Raw genomic sequence first — 17,795 nt, 5'->3', positions numbered from 1 at the left:
TTTGGCTGATATGCGACCAAACGACACAATGCGGCAGTGATCAACGACGTCCGCATGAGCCTGGAGAATGCCCTGATGTTTCAATTTCCCGCGCGCCTTTTCGGCGCAGCCGTCGCGCTGACCCTCGTCGCAGCAACACCGTCCTTTGCCCAGCAACTGGAGCTCAAGCTGATGGCGCCGGCGGCACCGGGCGGCGGCTGGGACCAGACCGCGCGCTCGATGCAGCAAGCGCTGGTTGCCGCGGGCGTCGCCCGCAGCGTGCAGGTCACCAACGTTCCCGGCGCAGGCGGCAGCGTCGGCATCGCCCAGTTCGTCAACGGCGCCAAAGGCGATGGCAACCAGTTGATGGTCAACGGCTTCGTCATGGTGGGCGCGCTCGCCATGAACAAATCGCCGGTGACGCTCGAGCAGGTGACGCCGATCGCGCGCCTCACCGAGGAAATACAGGTCATCGTGGTGCCGGCGAATTCGCCAATCAAAACTGCGCAGGATCTCGCCGCCGCGGTGAAGGCGGATATCGCCAAGGTCACCTTCGCCGGTGGCTCGGCCGGCGGTGTCGACCATGTCATGGCGGCGTTGTTCGCGGGCGCCGTCGGAGCCGATGCGAAGAAGATCAACTACATCCCGTTCTCCGGTGGCGGCGAGTCGCTGGCTGCCATCCTCGGCGCCAAGGTCACCGCCGGCATTTCGGGTCTCAGCGAATACGATGGGCAAATCAAGTCCGGCAAGCTGCGGGCGATCGGTGTGACCTCGGAGAAGCGCATCCCAGGCAGCGACATCCCGACCTTCAAGGAGCAGGGCATCGACCTCGTGATTGCCAACTGGCGCTCGGTGGTCGCGCCTCCCGGCATCACGCCGGAACAGCGCAAGACGTTGAGCGATGCGGTCGAGAAGATGGTGAAATCGGATGCCTGGAAGGAGATCCTCAAGCAGAAGGGCTGGGAGGACGCCTATCTCGGCGGCGACGACTTCGCCGACTTCCTGAAGAAGGAAACGGTCCGCGTCACCGACGTGCTCAGATCAGTCGGCCTGGTCAAGTCGTGACCGCAGGCGATCCCGTCCAGCCGCGGCGGCGTGTCGACCGCGCCGGCATCGTCATCGCCGCGTTGCTCGCAGGTCTCGCCGCGGTACTGGTCTGGGACGCGCGCGGCCTGCAATCCACCGCGATGTACGGGATGGGGCCGGAAGCCATGCCGGTCGTGATCGCCTCCGGCCTCGCGCTGCTCGCGATCGGCAATTTCATTGAGGCGTTGCGCGGTAACCTGCCGGCGCGCGAAAGCGCCGATCCCGTGCCTGTGGTTTTGATCCTCGTTGGACTTGCGCTGCTGATCGGGATCATCGGCTTCGGCGGCGGCTTCATCCTGGCCACGTCCGCGCTGTTCGTCACCACATCGGCGGCATTCGGGCGCCGGGCCATCGTCGTCGACTCCATCATCGCGATCGTGATGTCGACCCTGATCTATCTCGCATTCGATCGGTTGCTGACGCTGAGCCTTCCGACCGGCCCCTTGGAGCGCCTGCTGTGATGGACACCTTTGCCGCGCTGGCGCATGGCATGGCGGTCGCCGTCCAGCCGATGAATCTGCTGTATGCCCTGATCGGCGTGTTCCTCGGCACGGCCGTGGGCGTGCTGCCCGGCATCGGTCCGGCATTGACGGTCGCGCTGCTGCTGCCGGTGACGTACAAGCTCGATCCCGGCGGCTCGCTGATCATGTTTGCCGGCATCTATTACGGCGGCATGTATGGCGGATCGACCACGGCGATCTTGATCAACACGCCCGGCGAGAGCGCATCGATGGCGACCGCGCTCGAAGGCAACAAGATGGCCAAGGCCGGCCGCGGAGGGCCGGCACTTGCGACATCCGCGATCGGCTCCTTCGTCGCCGGCACCATCGCCACCATCGGACTGGCCTTTCTCGCGCCGTGGCTGGTCGATTTCGCCGTGCGCTTTGGCCCAGAAGATTACTTTGCGCTGATGTGCGTCGCCTTCGTGACGGTGTCGGCAACTTTCGGAGATTCACCGATCCGCGGCCTGACCAGCCTGTTCATTGGCCTGACGCTCGGCCTGGTCGGAATCGATAAGTTGACCGGGCAGGCGCGGCTTGCGTTCGGCGTCCCCGAGCTGCTCGATGGCGTCGAGGTGACGACGCTCGCCGTCGGCCTGTTCGCGCTGGGCGAAGCGCTCTACGTCGCATCGCGCCGCCACCACTCGGAGGAGAAGCTCGAGCCGGTGCGCGGCTCGCTGTGGATGACCAAGGAAGACTGGAAGCGCTCGTGGAAGCCGTGGCTGCGTGGCACCATGTTTGGCTTCCCGATCGGCGCGCTTCCGGCAGGCGGCGCGGAGATCCCGACCTTCCTGTCCTATTCGACCGAGAAACGGCTGACCAAGTACCCGGAAGAATTCGGCAAGGGCGCGATCGAAGGCGTCGCGGGACCGGAAGCCGCCAATAATGCCTCCGCCGCCGGCACGCTGGTGCCGCTCCTGACGCTTGGGCTGCCGACCTCGGCAACGGCCGCGATGATGCTGGCGGGCTTCCAGCAATACGGCCTCAACCCGGGGCCGCTGCTGTTCGCCGAGAGGCCCGACCTGGTGTGGGGCTTGATCGCCAGTCTCTTCATCGCCAATGTGATGCTGCTGGTGCTTAATCTGCCGCTGGTTGGCCTGTGGGTGCGGCTGCTCGCGATCCCGCAGCCGTGGCTCTATGCCGGCATCCTCGTCTTCGCGACCATGGGCACCATCGCCGCAAAGCCGTCGATCGTCGAATTGTCGATGCTGGCCGGCTTCGGGGTGCTCGGCTTCCTGATGCGGCGGTTCGATTTTCCGATTGCGCCCGTCGTCGTCGGCCTGATTCTCGGCCCGATCGCCGAGAGCCAGCTGCGTCGCGCGCTCGCGATCAGTCTCGGCGATCCCATGACGCTGCTCCAGAGCCCGATCTCGGCGACGCTGCTTGCGCTGGCGTTGATCGCGCTGCTGGCACCCTTCGTGCTGAAAGGGATGGGACGCTTCAAGGCGAACGAGGACTAGCCATCCCGACGCGAGCGTCTTCTAATGCTAGGTCCATCTCGTGGGGAAAGTCATGCCGTCAGAGCTCCGTTCGCCCCGTCTCGCTGTCCTGATCGATGCCGACAATGCCTCGGCAAAGATCGCGGATGGGTTGTTCGAAGAGATTGCCAAGATTGGCGAGGCCAGCGTTCGCCGCATCTACGGCGACTTCTCCAATGCCAGGTCCAGGGGCTGGGCCGACATCCTGTCCAAACACGCCATCATCCCGCAGCAGCAGTTCGCCTATACGACGGGAAAGAATGCCTCGGACATAACTCTGGTGATCGACGCGATGGACCTGCTTCACAGCGGCCGATTCGATGGCTTTTGCCTGGTGTCGTCGGACAGCGATTTTACCCGTCTCGCCGCCCGGATCCGGGAGCAGGGCATCGATGTCTTTGGGTTCGGCGAACAGAAGACGCCGGAGAGCTTCCGGCAGGCCTGCCGAAGGTTCGTCTACACGGAGAACCTGCTTGCCGCCCCGGCGAACACCCAGGACGCCGCCTCGAGATCAACGTCGCTTCAGCCGCTTGATGCCGCGACTCCCATCATCAAGAAGGTCATCACCCAGATGGAGAGCGAGGACGGCTGGGTGACGCTCGGGGAAGTCGGCCGCCAGCTTGCCAATCTCGCGTCCGATTTCGATCCGAGAACGTTCGGCTTCCGCAAGCTGAGTGACCTCGTGCGAAAGACAAATTCCTTCGAGATCGACGAGTCGAAGGGGAGGTCGATGCGGATTCGGGTCAAGCCTGCTGCCGAACTGGCCCCGAGACGACGGAACTCGCGCAGACCTGCAAGATCAGGGGCGGCCGGCGGTTCGCCGCCTAAGGCGTAAGCAGGGCGTGCCGTTATATTTGAGCTTGCCCGGTCCGGCGCAGGGCGTAACCATCGCAGGGCCGTAACGCCACGCGAGGGTCCAGATGACCAGACTTACCCGCTTCGCCGTCGCACCGCTGCATTCGATGACCCGGCGTCTCGCCGATGTGGCCTCGGCGCGTGTCGCGCCGGATCTCGTCCTCACCGGCGCGCGGGTGCTCTCGACCTATTCGGAGCGCATTCACGCGAACCGCGAGGTCTGGATCACCGGCGGGCGGATCGTTGCGGTGAAGCCGGCCGGCGCGGCCAAGAAGGTGTGGAGCGATGTTGCGGTTTACGACGCGGCCGGCGGCATCATCGCGCCGGGGCTCGTCGATCCGCACATCCACATCGAATCCTCGATGGTGACGGCCTGCGCCTATGCCGAGGCGGCACTGCTCAATGGCACCACCACGATCTTCTGCGACAGCCACGAGATCGGCAACGTGATGGACGTCGCCGGCGTCGAGGCGATGCTGGAGGACGCGCGCGAGGCGCCGCTTTCAATCTTCCTGACGGTGCCGAGTACGGTGCCTGCGACCTCGGCGGAACTGGAGACCGCGGGCGGCGACCTCACCCCGGACAAGATCGCCGGCCTGTTCGACCGCTGGCCCGAAGCCGTTGGGCTCGGCGAGAAGATGGATTTCGTGCCCGTCACCACGGGCGACGAGCGAAGCCACGCCATCCTCGCCGCCGCCCTGAAGCGCGGGCGGCCGGTGTCCGGCCATGTCTATGGCCGCGAGTTCGTTGCGGCCTATGCGGCGTCCGGTGTCACCGATACCCATGAGGCGATCGACCGCGACATCGCCGACGATTTGCTCGATGCCGGCGTCTGGGTGTTCCTGCGCGGGGGACCGCCGACCACGCCGTGGCATTCGCTGCCGCAGGCGATCCGCACCATCACCGAGCTCGGCGCTTCGCACAAGCGCACGGCCGTGTGCACCGACGACCGCGACGCCGACGATCTTCTGCTGTTCGGTCTCGACTGGGTGGTGCGGGAGGCGGTGAAGGCGGGGATGTCGCCGGAGCAGGCCTGGTCGATGGGCTCGCTGCACGGCGCTACGCGCTTCAACATGGACAGCGATATCGGCGGGCTCGGCGGCGGGCGCCGCGCCGATCTGGTGCTGATGGACGACAATCTGAAGCCGCAATGCACCTGGTATGGCGGCGAGCTGGTGGTCGAGAACCGCAAGATCACGCCGCAGCTCGATCAGGCACTGTCGCAGCGCTATCAATATCCGAAGGCGGCCTATGCGACCGTGAAGCTGCCCGAGAAGGTCAAGCTGACGCCGGAGCTACCGGCGAAAGCCTGTACCGTCAACGCGATCAAGACCGCGCTGCCGGGCATCACGCTCATCCACGAGAAGATCGCGATCGAGCCCGCAAAGGACTGGCCGTCGCTGTTCGCCCGCTACGGCCTGTGCTTCGTCACGGTGGTCGAGCGCCATGGCAAATCGGCCGGCAATGTCGCCTATGGGCTGCTGAAGGATTTTGGCCTGAAGCGCGGGGCGGTGGCCTCCAGCGTCGGCCACGACAGCCACAACATCATCGTTGCCGGAACCAATGAGGCCGACATGCAGGTGGCGATATCGGCCATCAAGGAGCATCAGGGCGCCGTCTGTGTCGTCGCCGACGGCAAGGTGAGGGCGCTGGTCCCGCTGCCGATCGCTGGGCTCTTGTCCGACAAGCGCGTCACGGAGGTGGCCGAACAGGTCAAGCTGCTGAAGAAGGAGTGGGCGGAAGCCGGCTGCACCATCCCCTACATGGGCTTCAATCTGATTCCGCTATCGGTCATCCCCGAAATCCGCATCACCGACAAGGGCCTCGTGCTGGTGCCTCAGATGCAGCTGGCGCCGCTGTTCGAGTGAACGCTTTCACGCGTGCCTCAACCTAACCGGTTGAGAGCGCCGTGTTTTTTCCGCGGCTGCCGCATCGTGGAAAATAAAATCGATCTCGTTGAGTGCAGCCCTCGCTGGCCCGATGATCTCGCTCGAGCCAATGCAACCGAGCGAGGTCCGATATGGCGAAGATGCGAGCCATCGATGCTGCCGTGCGTATTCTGGAGAAGGAAGGCATCTCGACTGCCTTCGGCGTTCCCGGGGCCGCGATCAATCCGCTTTATTCGGCGCTGAAGAAGCGCGGCTCGATCCGCCATATCCTGGCGCGGCATGTCGAGGGTGCCTCCCACATGGCCGAGGGCTACACGCGGGCCAAGGCAGGCAATATCGGCGTCTGCATCGGAACCTCGGGGCCGGCAGGCACCGACATGATCACCGGGCTTTATTCGGCGATCGCCGATTCCATCCCGATCCTCTGCATCACCGGGCAGGCGCCGCGGGCGCGGCTCTACAAGGAAGATTTCCAGGCGGTCGACATCGAGTCGATCGCCAAGCCCGTAACCAAATGGGCGGTGACCGTGCGCGAGCCCGCGCTGGTGCCGCGCGTGTTCAGCCAGGCCTTTCACGTGATGCGCTCCGGCCGGCCAGGACCAGTGCTGATCGACATGCCGCTGGACGTGCAGCTCGCCGAGATCGAGTTCGACGACGAGACCTACGAGCCGCTGCCGGTCTACAAGCCGACCGCGACGCGGAAGCAGGTCGAGAAGGCGCTGGAGATGCTCAATGCGGCCGAACGGCCGCTGATCGTCGCGGGCGGCGGCGTGATCAACGCCGACGCGTCCGACCTTCTGGTCGAGTTTGCCGAGATCGCGAATGTCCCGGTGGTGCCGACGCTGATGGGTTGGGGCGCTATCCCCGACGACCACGTGCTGATGGCCGGCATGGTCGGTCTTCAGACCAGCCATCGTTACGGCAATGCCACCATGCTCGAATCCGATTTCGTGCTCGGCATCGGCAACCGCTGGGCCAATCGCCACACCGGCTCGGTCGAAACCTACACCAAGGGCCGCACCTTCGTGCATGTCGACATCGAGCCGACCCAGATCGGGCGCGTGTTCAATCCCGATCTCGGCATCGTCTCGGACGCGAAGGCCGCGCTCGAACTGTTCGTCACCGTCGCCAAGGAGTGGCGCCGGTCAGGCAAATTGCGCGAGCGCCAGGCCTGGCCCGCGGCCTGCCGCGATCGCAAGAAGACGATGCTGCGCAAGAGCCATTTCGACAACGTGCCGATCAAGCCGCAGCGCGTCTACGAGGAGATGACCAAGGCCTTTGGCCGTGACACCTGCTACGTCTCCGTGATCGGCCTGTCGCAAATCGCCGGCGCGCAGTTCCTCGGCGTTTACAAGCCGCGTAACTGGATCAATGCCGGGCAGGCGGGGCCGCTCGGATGGACGCTGCCCGCCGCGCTCGGGGTGCGCGCGGCGTGTCCGGATCGCGACATCGTCGCGCTCTCCGGCGACTACGATTTCCAGTTTCTGATCGAGGAGCTCGCAGTCGGCGCGCAGTTCAATCTGCCCTACATCCATGTCGTCGTGAACAATTCCTATCTCGGGCTGATCCGCCAGGCCCAGCGTGGCTTCGACATGGACTATCACGTCCAGCTCTCTTTCGATAACATCAACGCGCCCGAGCTCGGCGGCTATGGCGTCGACCATGTCGCGGTCGCCGAAGGCCTCGGCTGCAAGGCGATCCGCGTCACCGATCCCAAGGATTCGCAGGCCGCGTTCGCCACCGCGCGCGAATGGATGGCGAAGTACCGCGTGCCCGTGATGGTCGAGTTCATCCTCGAACGCGTCACCAACATCGCGATGGGCACGGAGATCGACAACATCGTGGAGTTCGAGGAGGTGCTGGATCTGCCGCTCGATGAGGTCACGACCGCGCGGCCCGGCGTGCTGCAGCCGGCGGAATAGGAGACAGCATCATGCCGAAATTCGCAGCCAACCTCACCATGCTCTTCAACGAGATGCCGTTCGTGGACCGCTTCGCTGCGGCCAAAGCGGCGGGCTTTTCCGGGGTCGAGTACCTCTTCCCCTACGATTTCGACAAGGCGCTTTTGCGCGAGCAGCTCGACGGCCATGGGCTGACGCAGGTGCTGCACAATCTGCCGGCCGGCAGCTGGGCCGCGGGTGAGCGCGGCATCGCGATCCTGCCCGATCGCGTCGCCGAATTCCGCGACGGCGTGTTCCGCGCCATCGACTATGCCAAGGCGCTCGATTGCGAGCAGCTCAACTGCCTCGTCGGCATCGCGCCAGTGGACGCCGATCCGCGCGAGCTGAACGAGACGCTGGTCGGGAATCTGCTCTTCGCCGCTTCGACGCTGGCGCGGGAGAACATCAAGCTTCTGGTCGAGCCGATCAACACGCTCGACATTCCCGGCTTTTTTCTCAACGGTACCGAGCAGGCCGTGCAGTTGATCTCCGAAGTGCGCTCGAACAATCTGTTCGTCCAATACGACATCTATCACATGCAGATCATGGAGGGCGACCTCGCCCGTACCATGCAGGCATACCTCCCGCAGATCGCGCACATCCAGCTCGCGGACAATCCCGGTCGCCATGAGCCCGGCACCGGCGAGATCAACTATCCCTTCCTGTTCCGCCATCTCGACGCGATCGGCTATCGCGGCTGGATCGGCTGCGAATACAAGCCGCGCACGACGACGCTGGAAGGCCTGTCTTGGCACGCCGCGCAAACATTCGAGACCTGAGGAATTCGGACATGATCGACATCGGCTTTATCGGACTTGGCACCATGGGGCGGCCGATGGCTGGCCATCTTCTGGCCGCAGGCCATCGCGTTCTCCTGCATGACGTCGCGCCGGTCGCGCCCGAGCTGATCGCAGCGGGCGGCGTTGCCTGCAAGTCAAGCAGGGAGGTTGCGGAGGAGGCGGATGCGGTCATTATCATGGTTCCGGATACGCCGCATGTGGAAGCCGTGCTGTTTGGCAAGGACGGCGTCGCGGGCGGCATCTCCAAGGGCAAGATCGTAGTCGACATGAGCTCGATCTCGCCGCTGGCGACCAAGGAGTTCGCCAAGAAGATCGAGGCGCTCGGCGCGGACTATCTCGACGCACCGGTCTCGGGCGGGGAGGTCGGTGCCAAGGCCGCAAGCCTCACCATCATGGTCGGTGGCCCCGAGCGCGCGTTCAACACCATGAAGCCGATCTTCGACCGCATGGGAAAGAACGTCACCCGGGTCGGCGCCAATGGCGACGGCCAGACCACGAAGGTCGCCAACCAGATCATCGTCGCGTTGACGATCGAGGCGGTGAGCGAAGCGCTGCTGTTCGCGTCGAAAGCCGGCGCCGATCCGGCACTGGTGCGGCAGGCCTTGATGGGTGGCTTTGCGTCGTCGCGGATTCTCGAAGTGCATGGTGAGCGCATGGTGAAGCGCAATTTCGATCCCGGCTTCCGCATCGAGCTGCACCAGAAGGATCTCAACCTCGCGCTCGAAGGCGCTCGCGCGCTCGGCCTGTCGTTGCCGAGCACGGCGGTGGCGCAGCAGTTGTTCTCGTCCTGCACTGCGCATGGCGGCAAGGGCTGGGATCACTCCGCGATGGTGCGGGCACTGGAACTGATGGCCGACCACGAGATCGCGGCGGCGTGAGTGTTACGCAGTAACACTTCCCAGATTGGCGTGGCTTTCGGCATGCAGGAACCGGAACAATGGTCCGCTCCCGTGGGTTGAAGGCGCACAACAATCACTGGAGACATGAGCACATGAAAACCCGTTTTGCGATTACGTTGGCTGCCGCGTCGCTGCTGGCGTCCAGTGCAGCCTTTGCCCAGTCGACGACCGAAGAGGGTGCCAGGAACGGCGCACGCGCCGGCGGCGATATCGGCGGTCCGGTAGGCGCGATGGTTGGCGGCACCGTCGGTGCAGCCGTTGGCGCCGGCCTGGAGATTCCGAATGCGGTGCTGGGTGGAATCCCGCGCAGTGATTCGGTCGTCGTAGAGGATCGCGTCGTAGTCGGCGAGCCGCTGCCGCCGACCGTGGTGCTGCGCCCCGTGCCGAACTACACCGAGTATCGCTATGCGGTCGTCAACGATCGCCGCGTGATCGTCGAGCCGCGCACACGCCGCGTCGTCAAGATCATCGACTGATCGGCCGGAGCTAGGCTTTGAAGAGTTGGGCCCTGCGGAGTATCACTCCGCGGGGCCTTGGCTTGTCAGGGCCGAATTTGCGCGAAATCGGGCTATGACCCAATCGGCGACGGCTGCGAGCACGAAGCCGATGCAGGCGGTGCCTGCATCAACCAAAAAGTCTTCCAGCCGCGCATGGCGTCCCGGCGCCCAGAATTGCATCAGCTCTAGCAGGCCGATCAGGATCACCGCGAAGGCGGCGACCATCCAGCGACGATCCCGGTAAGCGAGACCGAAAGTCAGTCCTATTAGGATGAAGGCAAGCGCATGCTCGCGGTCCTGGCCTAGGTCGGAATGGGGCCGCAGGCCGGGCGGCCCGAGGGTTGCAAAAGTGACGGCGGCTGCGAGCAGCCAGGCAAATGCGCGGACCAAAATGGACATCTGATCCGGATAGCACGGATCTGCACCAGCCTGTTGCCGGACCTGCATCAGATCGCCGTGTAGTTAATGACCAAATGTTAAAGTGGCTCGCGTACGCCAAGGCCGTGCATGAAGCGTTCCCGGATCTGCACGGGATCGCGTCGGGTGGCGCCGATTCCGGGCTTATCGTCGATGCGGACGGCGATCAGGCTCGGCCCGGAAGCCGACATGGCTTCCTCGATCAGACGCTCGAAATCCTCCTCGTCCGCGGCCCAGGCGCTGTTGGCAAGCCCTGAGCCGGCGGCGATGGCGACGATATCGGCGACGTGCGCTGCCGGCGTCGGTTGCGCACCGGTGATCTGGTAGATGCCGTTGTCCATCACGATCATGATGAGATTCTCAGGCTTCAAAGTCGCAATCGTCGAGAGGGCGCCGAGCTGCATCAGCAGCGAGCCGTCCCCTTCGAGCGCAAAGACGCGCCGGTCCGGCTGCGCCAGCGCCACGCCCAGCGCGATCGGAAAGGCGAGGCCCATGCTGCCGAGCATGTAGAAATTCTGCGGACGGTGGCCGGCCGCCCAGAGATCGAAATTGGTGTTGCCGATGCCACCGATCACGGCTTCCTCGTGCTTGAGCTTCGCTATCAGGCGCGAGGTGACGTCAAAGCGGTTCATCACTTTGGTGTTGCGGACGTTCATTCTTGAACTCATTTGGCCGGACTCACTTGTCGAAAGTCTTGCCGCCCGTGAGCAGCGGGTTGAGGATCAGCGCCACCGGCGCCTGCGTCGTCACGGCCTGCTTGATCGAACGGTCGGCAATGAATTCGAGCTCGTCGAGCCGTGTGATGGTGTGATGCTCCAGCGCCAGCGAATCCAGCACGGGACGCATGGTGCGGCAAACCAGCGACTGGCCGTAGTTGAACTCGCCGAGCGTGCCGCGCTCGGACACGAACATGATTAGTGGGATTTGGTAGGGCACCGCGAGCGAGGCCAACACGTTGGCGAGCGTGGCAAAGCCGGAGGTCTGCATCAGCACCGCGGCCCGCCGTCCGCCCATCCATGCACCCGAGACGATGCCGACGGCTTCCTCCTCACGGGCGGTGGCAAAGGTGGTGAAGAAGGGATCGGCGTGCAGGTTCTTGATCAGCGGCGTCAGCACGCGGTCGGGCACGTAAGGGACGAGGCTGATCTCGTTCCGCTTCAGGATTTGCAGGACGATGCTGTGCCAGCTCTTGTCGCTGGAGGTCTGCGCCGCCTCGGATGAGGTATGTTGCTCCGCAATTGCCATTGCGTTCTCCCTTCAGCCGCGCATGCTTCTTGATCTTTGCCATTGTCTTAGGGATCGGCTTGGCCGTCGCGGCGGTCTGCCCGAACTTGACGCGGCGGGCGGGATTGTCAACATGGCCGGGCTGCACATTGATCTGCGCCTGGCGACCTGCCGCGGCCGGCGCCGCCGTGTCATAAGTGGCAATAACAAGAACGGAGGAACGCATGACAGGAGCGCGCACCGCGCTGGCCGTGCGGATCTCCTGGAGAGAGCCGGAAGGGTCCTGATGTCCGTCAACAGCAAGCGCGTCTTCTACGTCAAATATCTGGCCAATCCGATCTATATCGACATCCTGAAGGCGCGGCCCGACGTCCGGCTCGATCGCATCGAGAACGAAAGCCCCGAGGATTTTTATGCTCCGATCCTCTCTGCGGCACATGTCTATCAGATCGGCGCCGCCCGAGACGAGCTGGCGCCGCATTTCCATGTTGACGCCGCCTTCCTGAAGCGTACGCCGAACCTGCTGCTCGTCTCCAGCAACGGCGCGGGCTTCGATCCCGTCGACGCCGAGGCGTGCACCGACGCGGGCGTGCTCGTCGTCAACCAGTCCGGGGGTAACGCGCATTCGGTCGCGGAGCATGCGCTGGCGATGATGCTGACGCTGTCCAAGCGTATCATCCAGTCGGACCGCCGGCTGCGCCGCGAGCGCGACGTCAACCGCAACGATCTCGTCGGCAACGAGGTCGAGCACAAGACGGTCGGCATCATCGGCCTTGGCAATGTCGGCCGCCGTATCGCCGCGCTGTGCCGGGGCCTGCTCGGCATGAAGGTGCTGGCCTATGATCCATATCTCACGGCCGAGGTGATGGCCGAGCGGGGCGGCGAGAAGGTCGAGCTCGACGAGCTGCTGCGCCGCGCCGATTTCGTTTCGATCTCCTGTCCGCTCAACAAGGGCAGCCGCAACATGATCAGCGTGCGCGAATTCGCGCTGATGCAGCCGCACGCTTATTTCGTCACCACGGCCCGAGGCTTCATTCACGACGAAGACGCGCTGCTCCAGGCGTTGCGCGACAAGCGCATTGCGGGCGCCGGCCTCGACGTCTGGTCCAAGGAGCCGCCGCCGCCGGAGCATCCGCTGCTCCAGTTCGACAACGTGCTGGCGAGCCCGCATACCGCGGGCGTCACGGTCGAGGCGCGGCAGAACATGGGCCGGATCGCCGCCGAGCAGGTGCTGCTGACGCTCGGCGGCAAGCGCCCGCCGCGCATCATCAATCCCGAGGTCTGGCCACGCTATGCGGAGCGCTTCAAGCAGGCCTTTGGTGTGACTCCGGAGTAGGAAGCAGTCGCTTTGTCATTTGCGGGCTCGCGCCACGGACGCCCCGGAATGACCCGGCGGTCGGGAACCCGGTCCCGACCTTGATCCGCGTCAAAATCTCCCTCCCGCATCCAGGCTAAATGGGATTAGAGTGAGTGCCGCCGGGGCAGGCAGGAGGTCCCATGTCAACTTATGTCGTCAGGTTCATGAAGGACGTGCTCGGGCAGTACGGCCGGCAGATCGAGGTGTGCCAGGGCACGCTGGAGATCGACGCCTCCGACGAGGACGAAGCCAGAGAGCGGGCGAAGGCGAGGTTCTGCAAGGACCAGGCCTTGCACCACTGGTCGCTGCATGCCGACCGCATCCAGGTCAGACCGGCTGACTTTCCGTCGTGAGGCCTAACGGCCGGGCGCCGCGACGGGCGGTGGCGCGGTGACGCCCGCGCCGAGCGACCGCTGCACTATGAAGGTGTCCGACCAGTGGCCGTGGCGATAGGCGACACTGCAGAGCAGGAGTCCGCCTGGCCGGACGATCTGCGTCTCAGTCGAGCACTTTGTCCAGCGTGATCGGAAAGCGGCGGATGCGCTTGCCGGTGGCGTGATAGACGGCGTTTGCGATCGACGCCGGGACGCCGACGATCCCGATCTCGCCCAGTCCCTTGACGCCAAGCTTATTGATGTGTGCGTCCGCCTCATCGACGAAGATCACGTCGATGTCGTGAACATCGGCATTCACGGGAATGTGGTACTCCGCGATGTTCGCGTTCATGATCCGCCCGAAGCGGTGGTCCATCACCGTCTCCTCGTGCAGGGCCATCCCGATCCCCCAGACCACGCCGCCCATGATCTGGCTGCGGCCGGTCTTGGTGTTGAGAATCCTCCCGGCCGCGACGGCGCTCACGATCCGCGTGACCCGGATGATGCCCAGCTCTTCGTCCACCCTGACCTCGGCAAAGACGGCCGAATGGGTATTGCGCGCGTGCTTCTTGTCTTCCGCGAACTGGTTGAGCTTTTCTTTCTCAATGCGTTCGACGCCGCCATGGCGCATCGCGTCAGCGATCGTGACCGCGCGGCTGTTGTCGTCGGCTCTGGCAATGCTGCCATCGATCAGGGCCGTATCGGCCAACTCGGCGCCGGCGAGCGGCGAGCCAGGCATTTTCCCGGCCAGACCTAACAGTTCCTTGCGCACCTCCTCCGCGGCGGCGAGCACCGCATGCGCGCTCGATGCCGCCATCCAGGAGCCGCCTTCGACCGGCGCTTGCGGCAGGGTGGAGTCGGCAAGCCGGACACTGATGTTTTCGATCGGCAGACCGAGGGCATCGGCCGCAACCTGCGCCACGATGGTGTAGGTGCCGGTGCCGATGTCGGATGCCGCGCAGGACACTTCGGCATGTCCGTTCGACGTCAGTACGATACGCACCGCGACCGGCATCTGCAGCGCTTCCCACACGCCGGTGGCCATGCCCCAGCCAACCAGCTCCTTGCCGTCGCGCATCGAGCGCGGCGCAGGACTGCGTCTGCTCCAGCCGAAGGCCTCCGCGCCGCGGGCGTAGCATTCGTGCAACTGCTTGCTGGTGTAGGGCAGGTTTTCGCTCTGGTCGCGATCCGAATAGCACTTCAGCCGCAATTCGATCGGGTCGAGCTTGAGCGCGACGGAGAGCTCGTCCATCGCGCATTCGAGGGCGCAGACGCCCGACGCCGCGCCCGGTGCGCGCATATCGCAGGGGGTGGAGACGTCAAGGTGGACCAGCTTGTGGGAGAAACGGCTGTTCGGGCTGCTATAGAGCTGTTCGGCCCAGCCGGTATCGTTGCGTGCAAAGTCCTCGTAGCGCGAGGTGACGGCAATGGCCTCGTGCGTGACCGCGTCGAGTGTACCGTCGGATTTTGCGCCAAGCCCGACGCGCTCGATGGTCATCGGCCGGTAGCCGAGCCCATACATCTGCTGCCGCGTCAGCACGACGCGAACGGACCGCTTCAGCGCGAGCGCGCCGAGCGTTGCCAGCACGACCTGGTATTGCGGCCGCAAGCCGGAGCCGAAGGCGCCGCCGACGTAAGGCGAGACCACGCGAATGTCATCCGGCTTCTTGTCGAACACGGTGCAGAGAAACTTGTGCACATTCTGGACGCCCTGCGTCTTGTCGTAAATCGTGAGCTTGCCATCGCTCTCCCAGATCGCCGTGGTCGCATAGAGCTCCATCGGGTTGTGATGCTCGGTGGGTATCACGTAGTCCGCCTCGTGGCGCACATCAGCTCGGGCAAGGGCCGCTGCGGCGTCGCCGCGCGGCTTATGCGGCCTGTCCTTCTCGGCGGCTTTGCTGCGCTCGCCTTCGAGGTCGGTCGCAAACCCTTGCTGCTCATATTCGACCCGGACGAGTGTGGCCGCGAATTTCGCGGATTCCCAGTCCTCTGCGATAACCAGTGCGATCGGCTGGCCGTTGAACTTGATCTTGTCGTCGTAGAGCGGGCGGAAAGGCGAACCCTCCGGCGCCACCTCGTCCTTCCACGCCTCGTCCTTGTCGGCGAGCGGCGGACGGTTCGCATGCGTGAGCACGTCGAGCACGCCCTTGACTTTCAACGTCTCGCTCGCGTCGATTGTAGCAATGCGCCCGCATGGAATAGTGGCCTCGACGACGAAGCCATGAACCAGCCCGCCGGCCGGGAACTCGCCGGCATATTTGGCGGCCCCGGTGACTTTGGCCCGGCCGTCGACACGCGACGTTGGCGTTCCGATATAGGCGTTCATCGGTCCCTCACGCGATCTTCTTGTGGGCCTGCGATTGCGGCGTGGCGTTCGCCGCCTGTGCCAGTGTCCGCACGATGGCGCGGCGTGCGAGCTCGACCTTGAAGCCGTTATGTGAGCGGGACGTTGCTCCCTGAAGCAAGAGATCCGCGGCGTGCGAGAAATGATCGGGCGTCGCGGCCTGGCCGCGCAACGCCGTTTCGGCTTCGAGGCTGCGCCAGGGCTTGTGAGCCACACCGCCGACCGCCACGCGTGCCCCGCTGATTGCGTTGCCCTCCAATTCGAGCGCGGCGGCAACCGAGACCAGAGCGAAAGCATAGGACATCCGGTCGCGAATTTTCAGATAACTGTAGTTTTGAGCGAAGCCGTGCGGCGGCAGCTCGATCGCCGTGATGATCTCGCCGGTGCCGAGATTGGTATCGACATGAGGCGTGTTGCCGGGAAGTCGATGGAAGTCGGTCAGCGCGATGGTGCGTTCGCCGGATGGACCCGCGATGTGCACGAGTGCGCCTAGCGCGGCAAGCGCCACGCTCATGTCGGATGGATTGGTCGCGATGCAGGCGGCGCTCGTACCCAGGATCGCATGGTTGCGGTTGAGGCCGTCCATCGCCGAGCAGCCGCTGCCGGGATTTCGCTTGTTGCAGGGCGTGGCCGTGTCATAGAAATAGGGGCAGCGCGTTCGCTGCATCAGATTGCCTCCGACCGACGCCATGTTGCGCAGTTGCGCCGAGGCGCCGGCCAGGATGGCGCTGGCGAGCAGAGGGTAGCGCTGCTCGATCAGGGGATGGTAGGCGAGGTCCGAGTTCGGCACCAGGGCGCCGATGCGCAAGGACCCGTCCGCCGTCTCCTCGACATTGCGGAGCGGCAGGCGGGAAATGTCGATCAGCCGGGAGGGGCGCTCGACATTCTCTTTCATCAGGTCGATCAGATTGGTGCCGCCCGCAATCAGCTTGGCGCCGAGATCGGCGGCGAGCAGGCGGATCGCGTCGGCAACGTCCGTGGCCCGAGCGTACTGAAAGTTGTTCATGGCTGGCCCATTGCCTGCTGGATGGCGGCGACGATGTTCGGATAGGCGCCGCAGCGGCAGAGATTTCCGCTCATCAGCTCCCGGATCTCGTCCGCATCCCGGGCACGGCCTTCAGCGAGCAGTCCGGCCGCCGAGCATATCTGTCCCGGCGTGCAATAGCCGCACTGGAAGGCGTCATGATCGATAAACGCTTGTTGCACGGGATGCAGCGCGCCGTCCTTGGCAAGACCTTCGACGGTCGTGATCTCGGCGCCGTCCTTCATGACGGCGAGCGTGAGGCAGGAGTTGACGCGCCGGCCGTTCACCAGCACCGTGCAGGCGCCGCACTGACCATGGTCGCAACCCTTCTTGGTGCCGCTCAGCGCAAGATGGTCTCGCAAGGCGTCGAGCAACGTGGTCCACGGCACGAGATCGAGCGTGTGATTGACGCCATTGACGACAAGATGGATCGGAATGCGTTCGGGAATCTGATGCGTGAGATCGCTCATGTCCTGCTCCCTGCGGCGGCGACGATGCCGGACGTCAGCCGTGTTGAACGCGGGGGCACGCCTCCGCCGGCCAATAGCGCCCAACGGACCACCGGCCGGTTGGTTCCTTGCCGGCAGTTCGCCTTTCCGAGAGGCCGCGGTCAGCGCTTGGCTTCGCCGAACACCACATTCGGCACGGCGCGGTTGACGACCTCGCGCAGTGCGAAGCTCGATTGCACCCGAGCGACGCGCGGCAGGCGTGACAGCTCGGTGCGATGGATACGCTCGAAATCCTGGATGTCGCGGGCGAGCACGATCAGGATGTAGTCGTCGTTGCCAGACATCAGGAAGCAGCGCACGACCGAGGGGCACTTCACGACCTCCGCCTCGAACGCCTTCAACGCCTCGTCGCTCTGGCTTTCCAGCGCGATACGGACCAGCACCGTGGTGGTGAGGCCGAATTGGGCGAGGTCGAGCGCGGCCTGGTAGGCCTGGATGTAGCCATCGTCCTCCAGCGCCTTCTGCCGCCGTGCCAGCGCGGTGCTTGATAGCCCGACCTTGTTGGCAAGCTCGGTGTGGCTGGCCCGCGCGTTGGTGGTGAGTTCCGCGAGGATGGCGAGATCTTTCCGGTCCAGGGCCAAAGTTTCGTTTCCAGCATGAAAGGGCGTTTGCGCGCCGGAAAC

Annotated in this window: 18 protein-coding genes and 1 pseudogene; 11 read left to right on the top strand and 8 right to left on the bottom strand. The window is 64.6% G+C overall.

The genetic code is table 11. The annotated features are described in order from the left end of the window. The first annotated feature begins 75 nt into the window (after nucleotides 1–75). The 9 genes from IVA88_RS06315 (at nucleotide 76) to IVA88_RS06275 (ending at nucleotide 9,902) form a co-directional block, all read left to right on the top strand. Nucleotides 76–1,044 (top strand): tripartite tricarboxylate transporter substrate binding protein, encoded by a 969-nt coding sequence (locus IVA88_RS06315; protein WP_247496922.1) that lies wholly within the window; start codon nucleotides 76–78, stop codon nucleotides 1,042–1,044. After that, entirely contained in the window at nucleotides 1,041–1,526 is a 486-nt protein-coding gene (locus tag IVA88_RS06310) for a tripartite tricarboxylate transporter TctB family protein (RefSeq protein WP_247496425.1), read from the top strand. The genes IVA88_RS06315 and IVA88_RS06310 overlap by 4 nt, the downstream gene beginning before the upstream one ends. Beyond that, nucleotides 1,526–3,025 carry a tripartite tricarboxylate transporter permease gene (locus tag IVA88_RS06305; protein WP_247496424.1) on the top strand — a complete coding sequence of 500 codons (1,500 nt, stop codon included), beginning with the start codon at nucleotides 1,526–1,528 and terminating at the stop codon, nucleotides 3,023–3,025. The genes IVA88_RS06310 and IVA88_RS06305 overlap by 1 nt, the downstream gene beginning before the upstream one ends. Nucleotides 3,026–3,077: 52 nt before the next feature. After that, the gene (locus tag IVA88_RS06300; protein ID WP_247496423.1) at nucleotides 3,078–3,878 is read left to right on the top strand and encodes an NYN domain-containing protein; all 801 of its coding nucleotides are present in this window, start codon (nucleotides 3,078–3,080) and stop codon (nucleotides 3,876–3,878) included. Between the two features lie 85 nt (nucleotides 3,879–3,963). Beyond that, the gene (locus IVA88_RS06295) at nucleotides 3,964–5,766 is read left to right on the top strand and encodes an adenine deaminase C-terminal domain-containing protein (RefSeq protein ID WP_247496422.1); all 1,803 of its coding nucleotides are present in this window, start codon (nucleotides 3,964–3,966) and stop codon (nucleotides 5,764–5,766) included. Between the two features lie 152 nt (nucleotides 5,767–5,918). Continuing rightward, nucleotides 5,919–7,709, top strand: coding sequence for a glyoxylate carboligase (gene gcl / locus IVA88_RS06290; protein WP_247496421.1), 1,791 nt, complete (start codon nucleotides 5,919–5,921; stop codon nucleotides 7,707–7,709). Nucleotides 7,710–7,720: 11 nt separating this feature from the next. Beyond that, a complete protein-coding gene (gene hyi / locus IVA88_RS06285) occupies nucleotides 7,721–8,506 on the top strand; it encodes a hydroxypyruvate isomerase (RefSeq protein WP_247496420.1) in 786 nt (261 codons plus the stop codon). 11 nt (nucleotides 8,507–8,517) lie between these two features. Further along, nucleotides 8,518–9,405, top strand: a complete 888-nt coding sequence (locus IVA88_RS06280) for a 2-hydroxy-3-oxopropionate reductase (protein ID WP_247496419.1) — start codon at nucleotides 8,518–8,520, stop codon at nucleotides 9,403–9,405. Between the two features lie 113 nt (nucleotides 9,406–9,518). Continuing rightward, nucleotides 9,519–9,902: a DUF1236 domain-containing protein gene (locus tag IVA88_RS06275; protein ID WP_247496418.1), complete on the top strand. Its 384-nt coding sequence runs from the start codon at nucleotides 9,519–9,521 to the stop codon at nucleotides 9,900–9,902. A gap of 42 nt (nucleotides 9,903–9,944) precedes the next feature. Here IVA88_RS06275 and IVA88_RS06270 read toward each other — a convergent pair whose 3' ends face one another. From IVA88_RS06270 to IVA88_RS06260, 3 genes are all read right to left on the bottom strand, one after another. Then, on the bottom strand, nucleotides 9,945–10,322 hold the full coding sequence (locus IVA88_RS06270; protein ID WP_247496417.1) for a VanZ family protein: 378 nt from the start codon (nucleotides 10,320–10,322) through the stop codon (nucleotides 9,945–9,947). A 77-nt stretch (nucleotides 10,323–10,399) separates the two neighbouring features. Then, the gene (locus IVA88_RS06265; RefSeq protein ID WP_247496416.1) at nucleotides 10,400–11,008 is read right to left on the bottom strand and encodes a thiamine pyrophosphate-dependent enzyme; all 609 of its coding nucleotides are present in this window, start codon (nucleotides 11,006–11,008) and stop codon (nucleotides 10,400–10,402) included. Between the two features lie 10 nt (nucleotides 11,009–11,018). Beyond that, nucleotides 11,019–11,585, bottom strand: coding sequence for a thiamine pyrophosphate-binding protein (locus IVA88_RS06260; protein ID WP_247496415.1), 567 nt, complete (start codon nucleotides 11,583–11,585; stop codon nucleotides 11,019–11,021). Between the two features lie 265 nt (nucleotides 11,586–11,850). Between IVA88_RS06260 and IVA88_RS06255 the strand changes: the two genes are divergently transcribed. Beyond that, entirely contained in the window at nucleotides 11,851–12,900 is a 1,050-nt protein-coding gene (locus IVA88_RS06255) for a hydroxyacid dehydrogenase (protein WP_247496414.1), read from the top strand. Between the two features lie 161 nt (nucleotides 12,901–13,061). After that, nucleotides 13,062–13,274: a hypothetical protein gene (locus IVA88_RS06250; RefSeq protein ID WP_211383000.1), complete on the top strand. Its 213-nt coding sequence runs from the start codon at nucleotides 13,062–13,064 to the stop codon at nucleotides 13,272–13,274. Between the two features lie 3 nt (nucleotides 13,275–13,277). Here the strand turns inward: IVA88_RS06250 and IVA88_RS06245 are convergent. The 5 genes and pseudogenes from IVA88_RS06245 to IVA88_RS06225 form a co-directional block, all read right to left on the bottom strand. Then, a pseudogene (locus tag IVA88_RS06245) lies at nucleotides 13,278–13,391 on the bottom strand (GNAT family N-acetyltransferase); the annotation flags it as partial. 28 nt (nucleotides 13,392–13,419) lie between these two features. Next, complete coding sequence (locus IVA88_RS06240) at nucleotides 13,420–15,621, bottom strand: xanthine dehydrogenase family protein molybdopterin-binding subunit (RefSeq protein WP_247496413.1); 2,202 nt, start codon at nucleotides 15,619–15,621, stop codon at nucleotides 13,420–13,422. A 7-nt stretch (nucleotides 15,622–15,628) separates the two neighbouring features. Continuing rightward, nucleotides 15,629–16,645 (bottom strand): xanthine dehydrogenase family protein subunit M, encoded by a 1,017-nt coding sequence (locus IVA88_RS06235; protein WP_247496412.1) that lies wholly within the window; start codon nucleotides 16,643–16,645, stop codon nucleotides 15,629–15,631. Then, complete coding sequence (locus tag IVA88_RS06230; protein WP_247496411.1) at nucleotides 16,642–17,133, bottom strand: (2Fe-2S)-binding protein; 492 nt, start codon at nucleotides 17,131–17,133, stop codon at nucleotides 16,642–16,644. The genes IVA88_RS06235 and IVA88_RS06230 overlap by 4 nt, the downstream gene beginning before the upstream one ends. 140 nt (nucleotides 17,134–17,273) lie before the next feature. Continuing rightward, the gene (locus tag IVA88_RS06225) at nucleotides 17,274–17,753 is read right to left on the bottom strand and encodes an Lrp/AsnC family transcriptional regulator (RefSeq protein WP_247496410.1); all 480 of its coding nucleotides are present in this window, start codon (nucleotides 17,751–17,753) and stop codon (nucleotides 17,274–17,276) included. Nucleotides 17,754–17,795: the final 42 nt, after the last annotated feature.

Origin of the sequence: Bradyrhizobium sp. 149, assembly GCF_023073915.1 — a bacterium.
In the GTDB taxonomy this organism is placed as follows: Bacteria; Pseudomonadota; Alphaproteobacteria; order Rhizobiales; family Xanthobacteraceae; genus Bradyrhizobium.
The sequence above is the reverse complement of the archived record's forward strand: the minus strand, read 5'-3'. Positions and strand labels throughout refer to the sequence as shown.

Excerpts from the sequence above, each read along its gene's own strand:
- IVA88_RS06315 (WP_247496922.1), top strand. The coding sequence starts at position 76 with ATGTTTCAATTTCCCGCGCGCCTTTTCGGCGCAGCCGTCGCGCTGACC.
- IVA88_RS06305 (WP_247496424.1), top strand. The coding sequence starts at position 1,526 with ATGGACACCTTTGCCGCGCTGGCGCATGGCATGGCGGTCGCCGTCCAG.
- IVA88_RS06300 (WP_247496423.1), top strand. The coding sequence starts at position 3,078 with ATGCCGTCAGAGCTCCGTTCGCCCCGTCTCGCTGTCCTGATCGATGCC.
- IVA88_RS06295 (WP_247496422.1), top strand. The coding sequence starts at position 3,964 with ATGACCAGACTTACCCGCTTCGCCGTCGCACCGCTGCATTCGATGACC.
- gcl (WP_247496421.1), top strand. The coding sequence starts at position 5,919 with ATGGCGAAGATGCGAGCCATCGATGCTGCCGTGCGTATTCTGGAGAAG.
- hyi (WP_247496420.1), top strand. The coding sequence starts at position 7,721 with ATGCCGAAATTCGCAGCCAACCTCACCATGCTCTTCAACGAGATGCCG.
- IVA88_RS06280 (WP_247496419.1), top strand. The coding sequence starts at position 8,518 with ATGATCGACATCGGCTTTATCGGACTTGGCACCATGGGGCGGCCGATG.
- IVA88_RS06275 (WP_247496418.1), top strand. The coding sequence starts at position 9,519 with ATGAAAACCCGTTTTGCGATTACGTTGGCTGCCGCGTCGCTGCTGGCG.
- IVA88_RS06270 (WP_247496417.1), bottom strand. The coding sequence starts at position 10,322 with ATGTCCATTTTGGTCCGCGCATTTGCCTGGCTGCTCGCAGCCGCCGTC.
- IVA88_RS06265 (WP_247496416.1), bottom strand. The coding sequence starts at position 11,008 with ATGAGTTCAAGAATGAACGTCCGCAACACCAAAGTGATGAACCGCTTT.
- IVA88_RS06260 (WP_247496415.1), bottom strand. The coding sequence starts at position 11,585 with ATGGCAATTGCGGAGCAACATACCTCATCCGAGGCGGCGCAGACCTCC.
- IVA88_RS06255 (WP_247496414.1), top strand. The coding sequence starts at position 11,851 with ATGTCCGTCAACAGCAAGCGCGTCTTCTACGTCAAATATCTGGCCAAT.
- IVA88_RS06250 (WP_211383000.1), top strand. The coding sequence starts at position 13,062 with ATGTCAACTTATGTCGTCAGGTTCATGAAGGACGTGCTCGGGCAGTAC.
- IVA88_RS06240 (WP_247496413.1), bottom strand. The coding sequence starts at position 15,621 with ATGAACGCCTATATCGGAACGCCAACGTCGCGTGTCGACGGCCGGGCC.
- IVA88_RS06235 (WP_247496412.1), bottom strand. The coding sequence starts at position 16,645 with ATGAACAACTTTCAGTACGCTCGGGCCACGGACGTTGCCGACGCGATC.
- IVA88_RS06230 (WP_247496411.1), bottom strand. The coding sequence starts at position 17,133 with ATGAGCGATCTCACGCATCAGATTCCCGAACGCATTCCGATCCATCTT.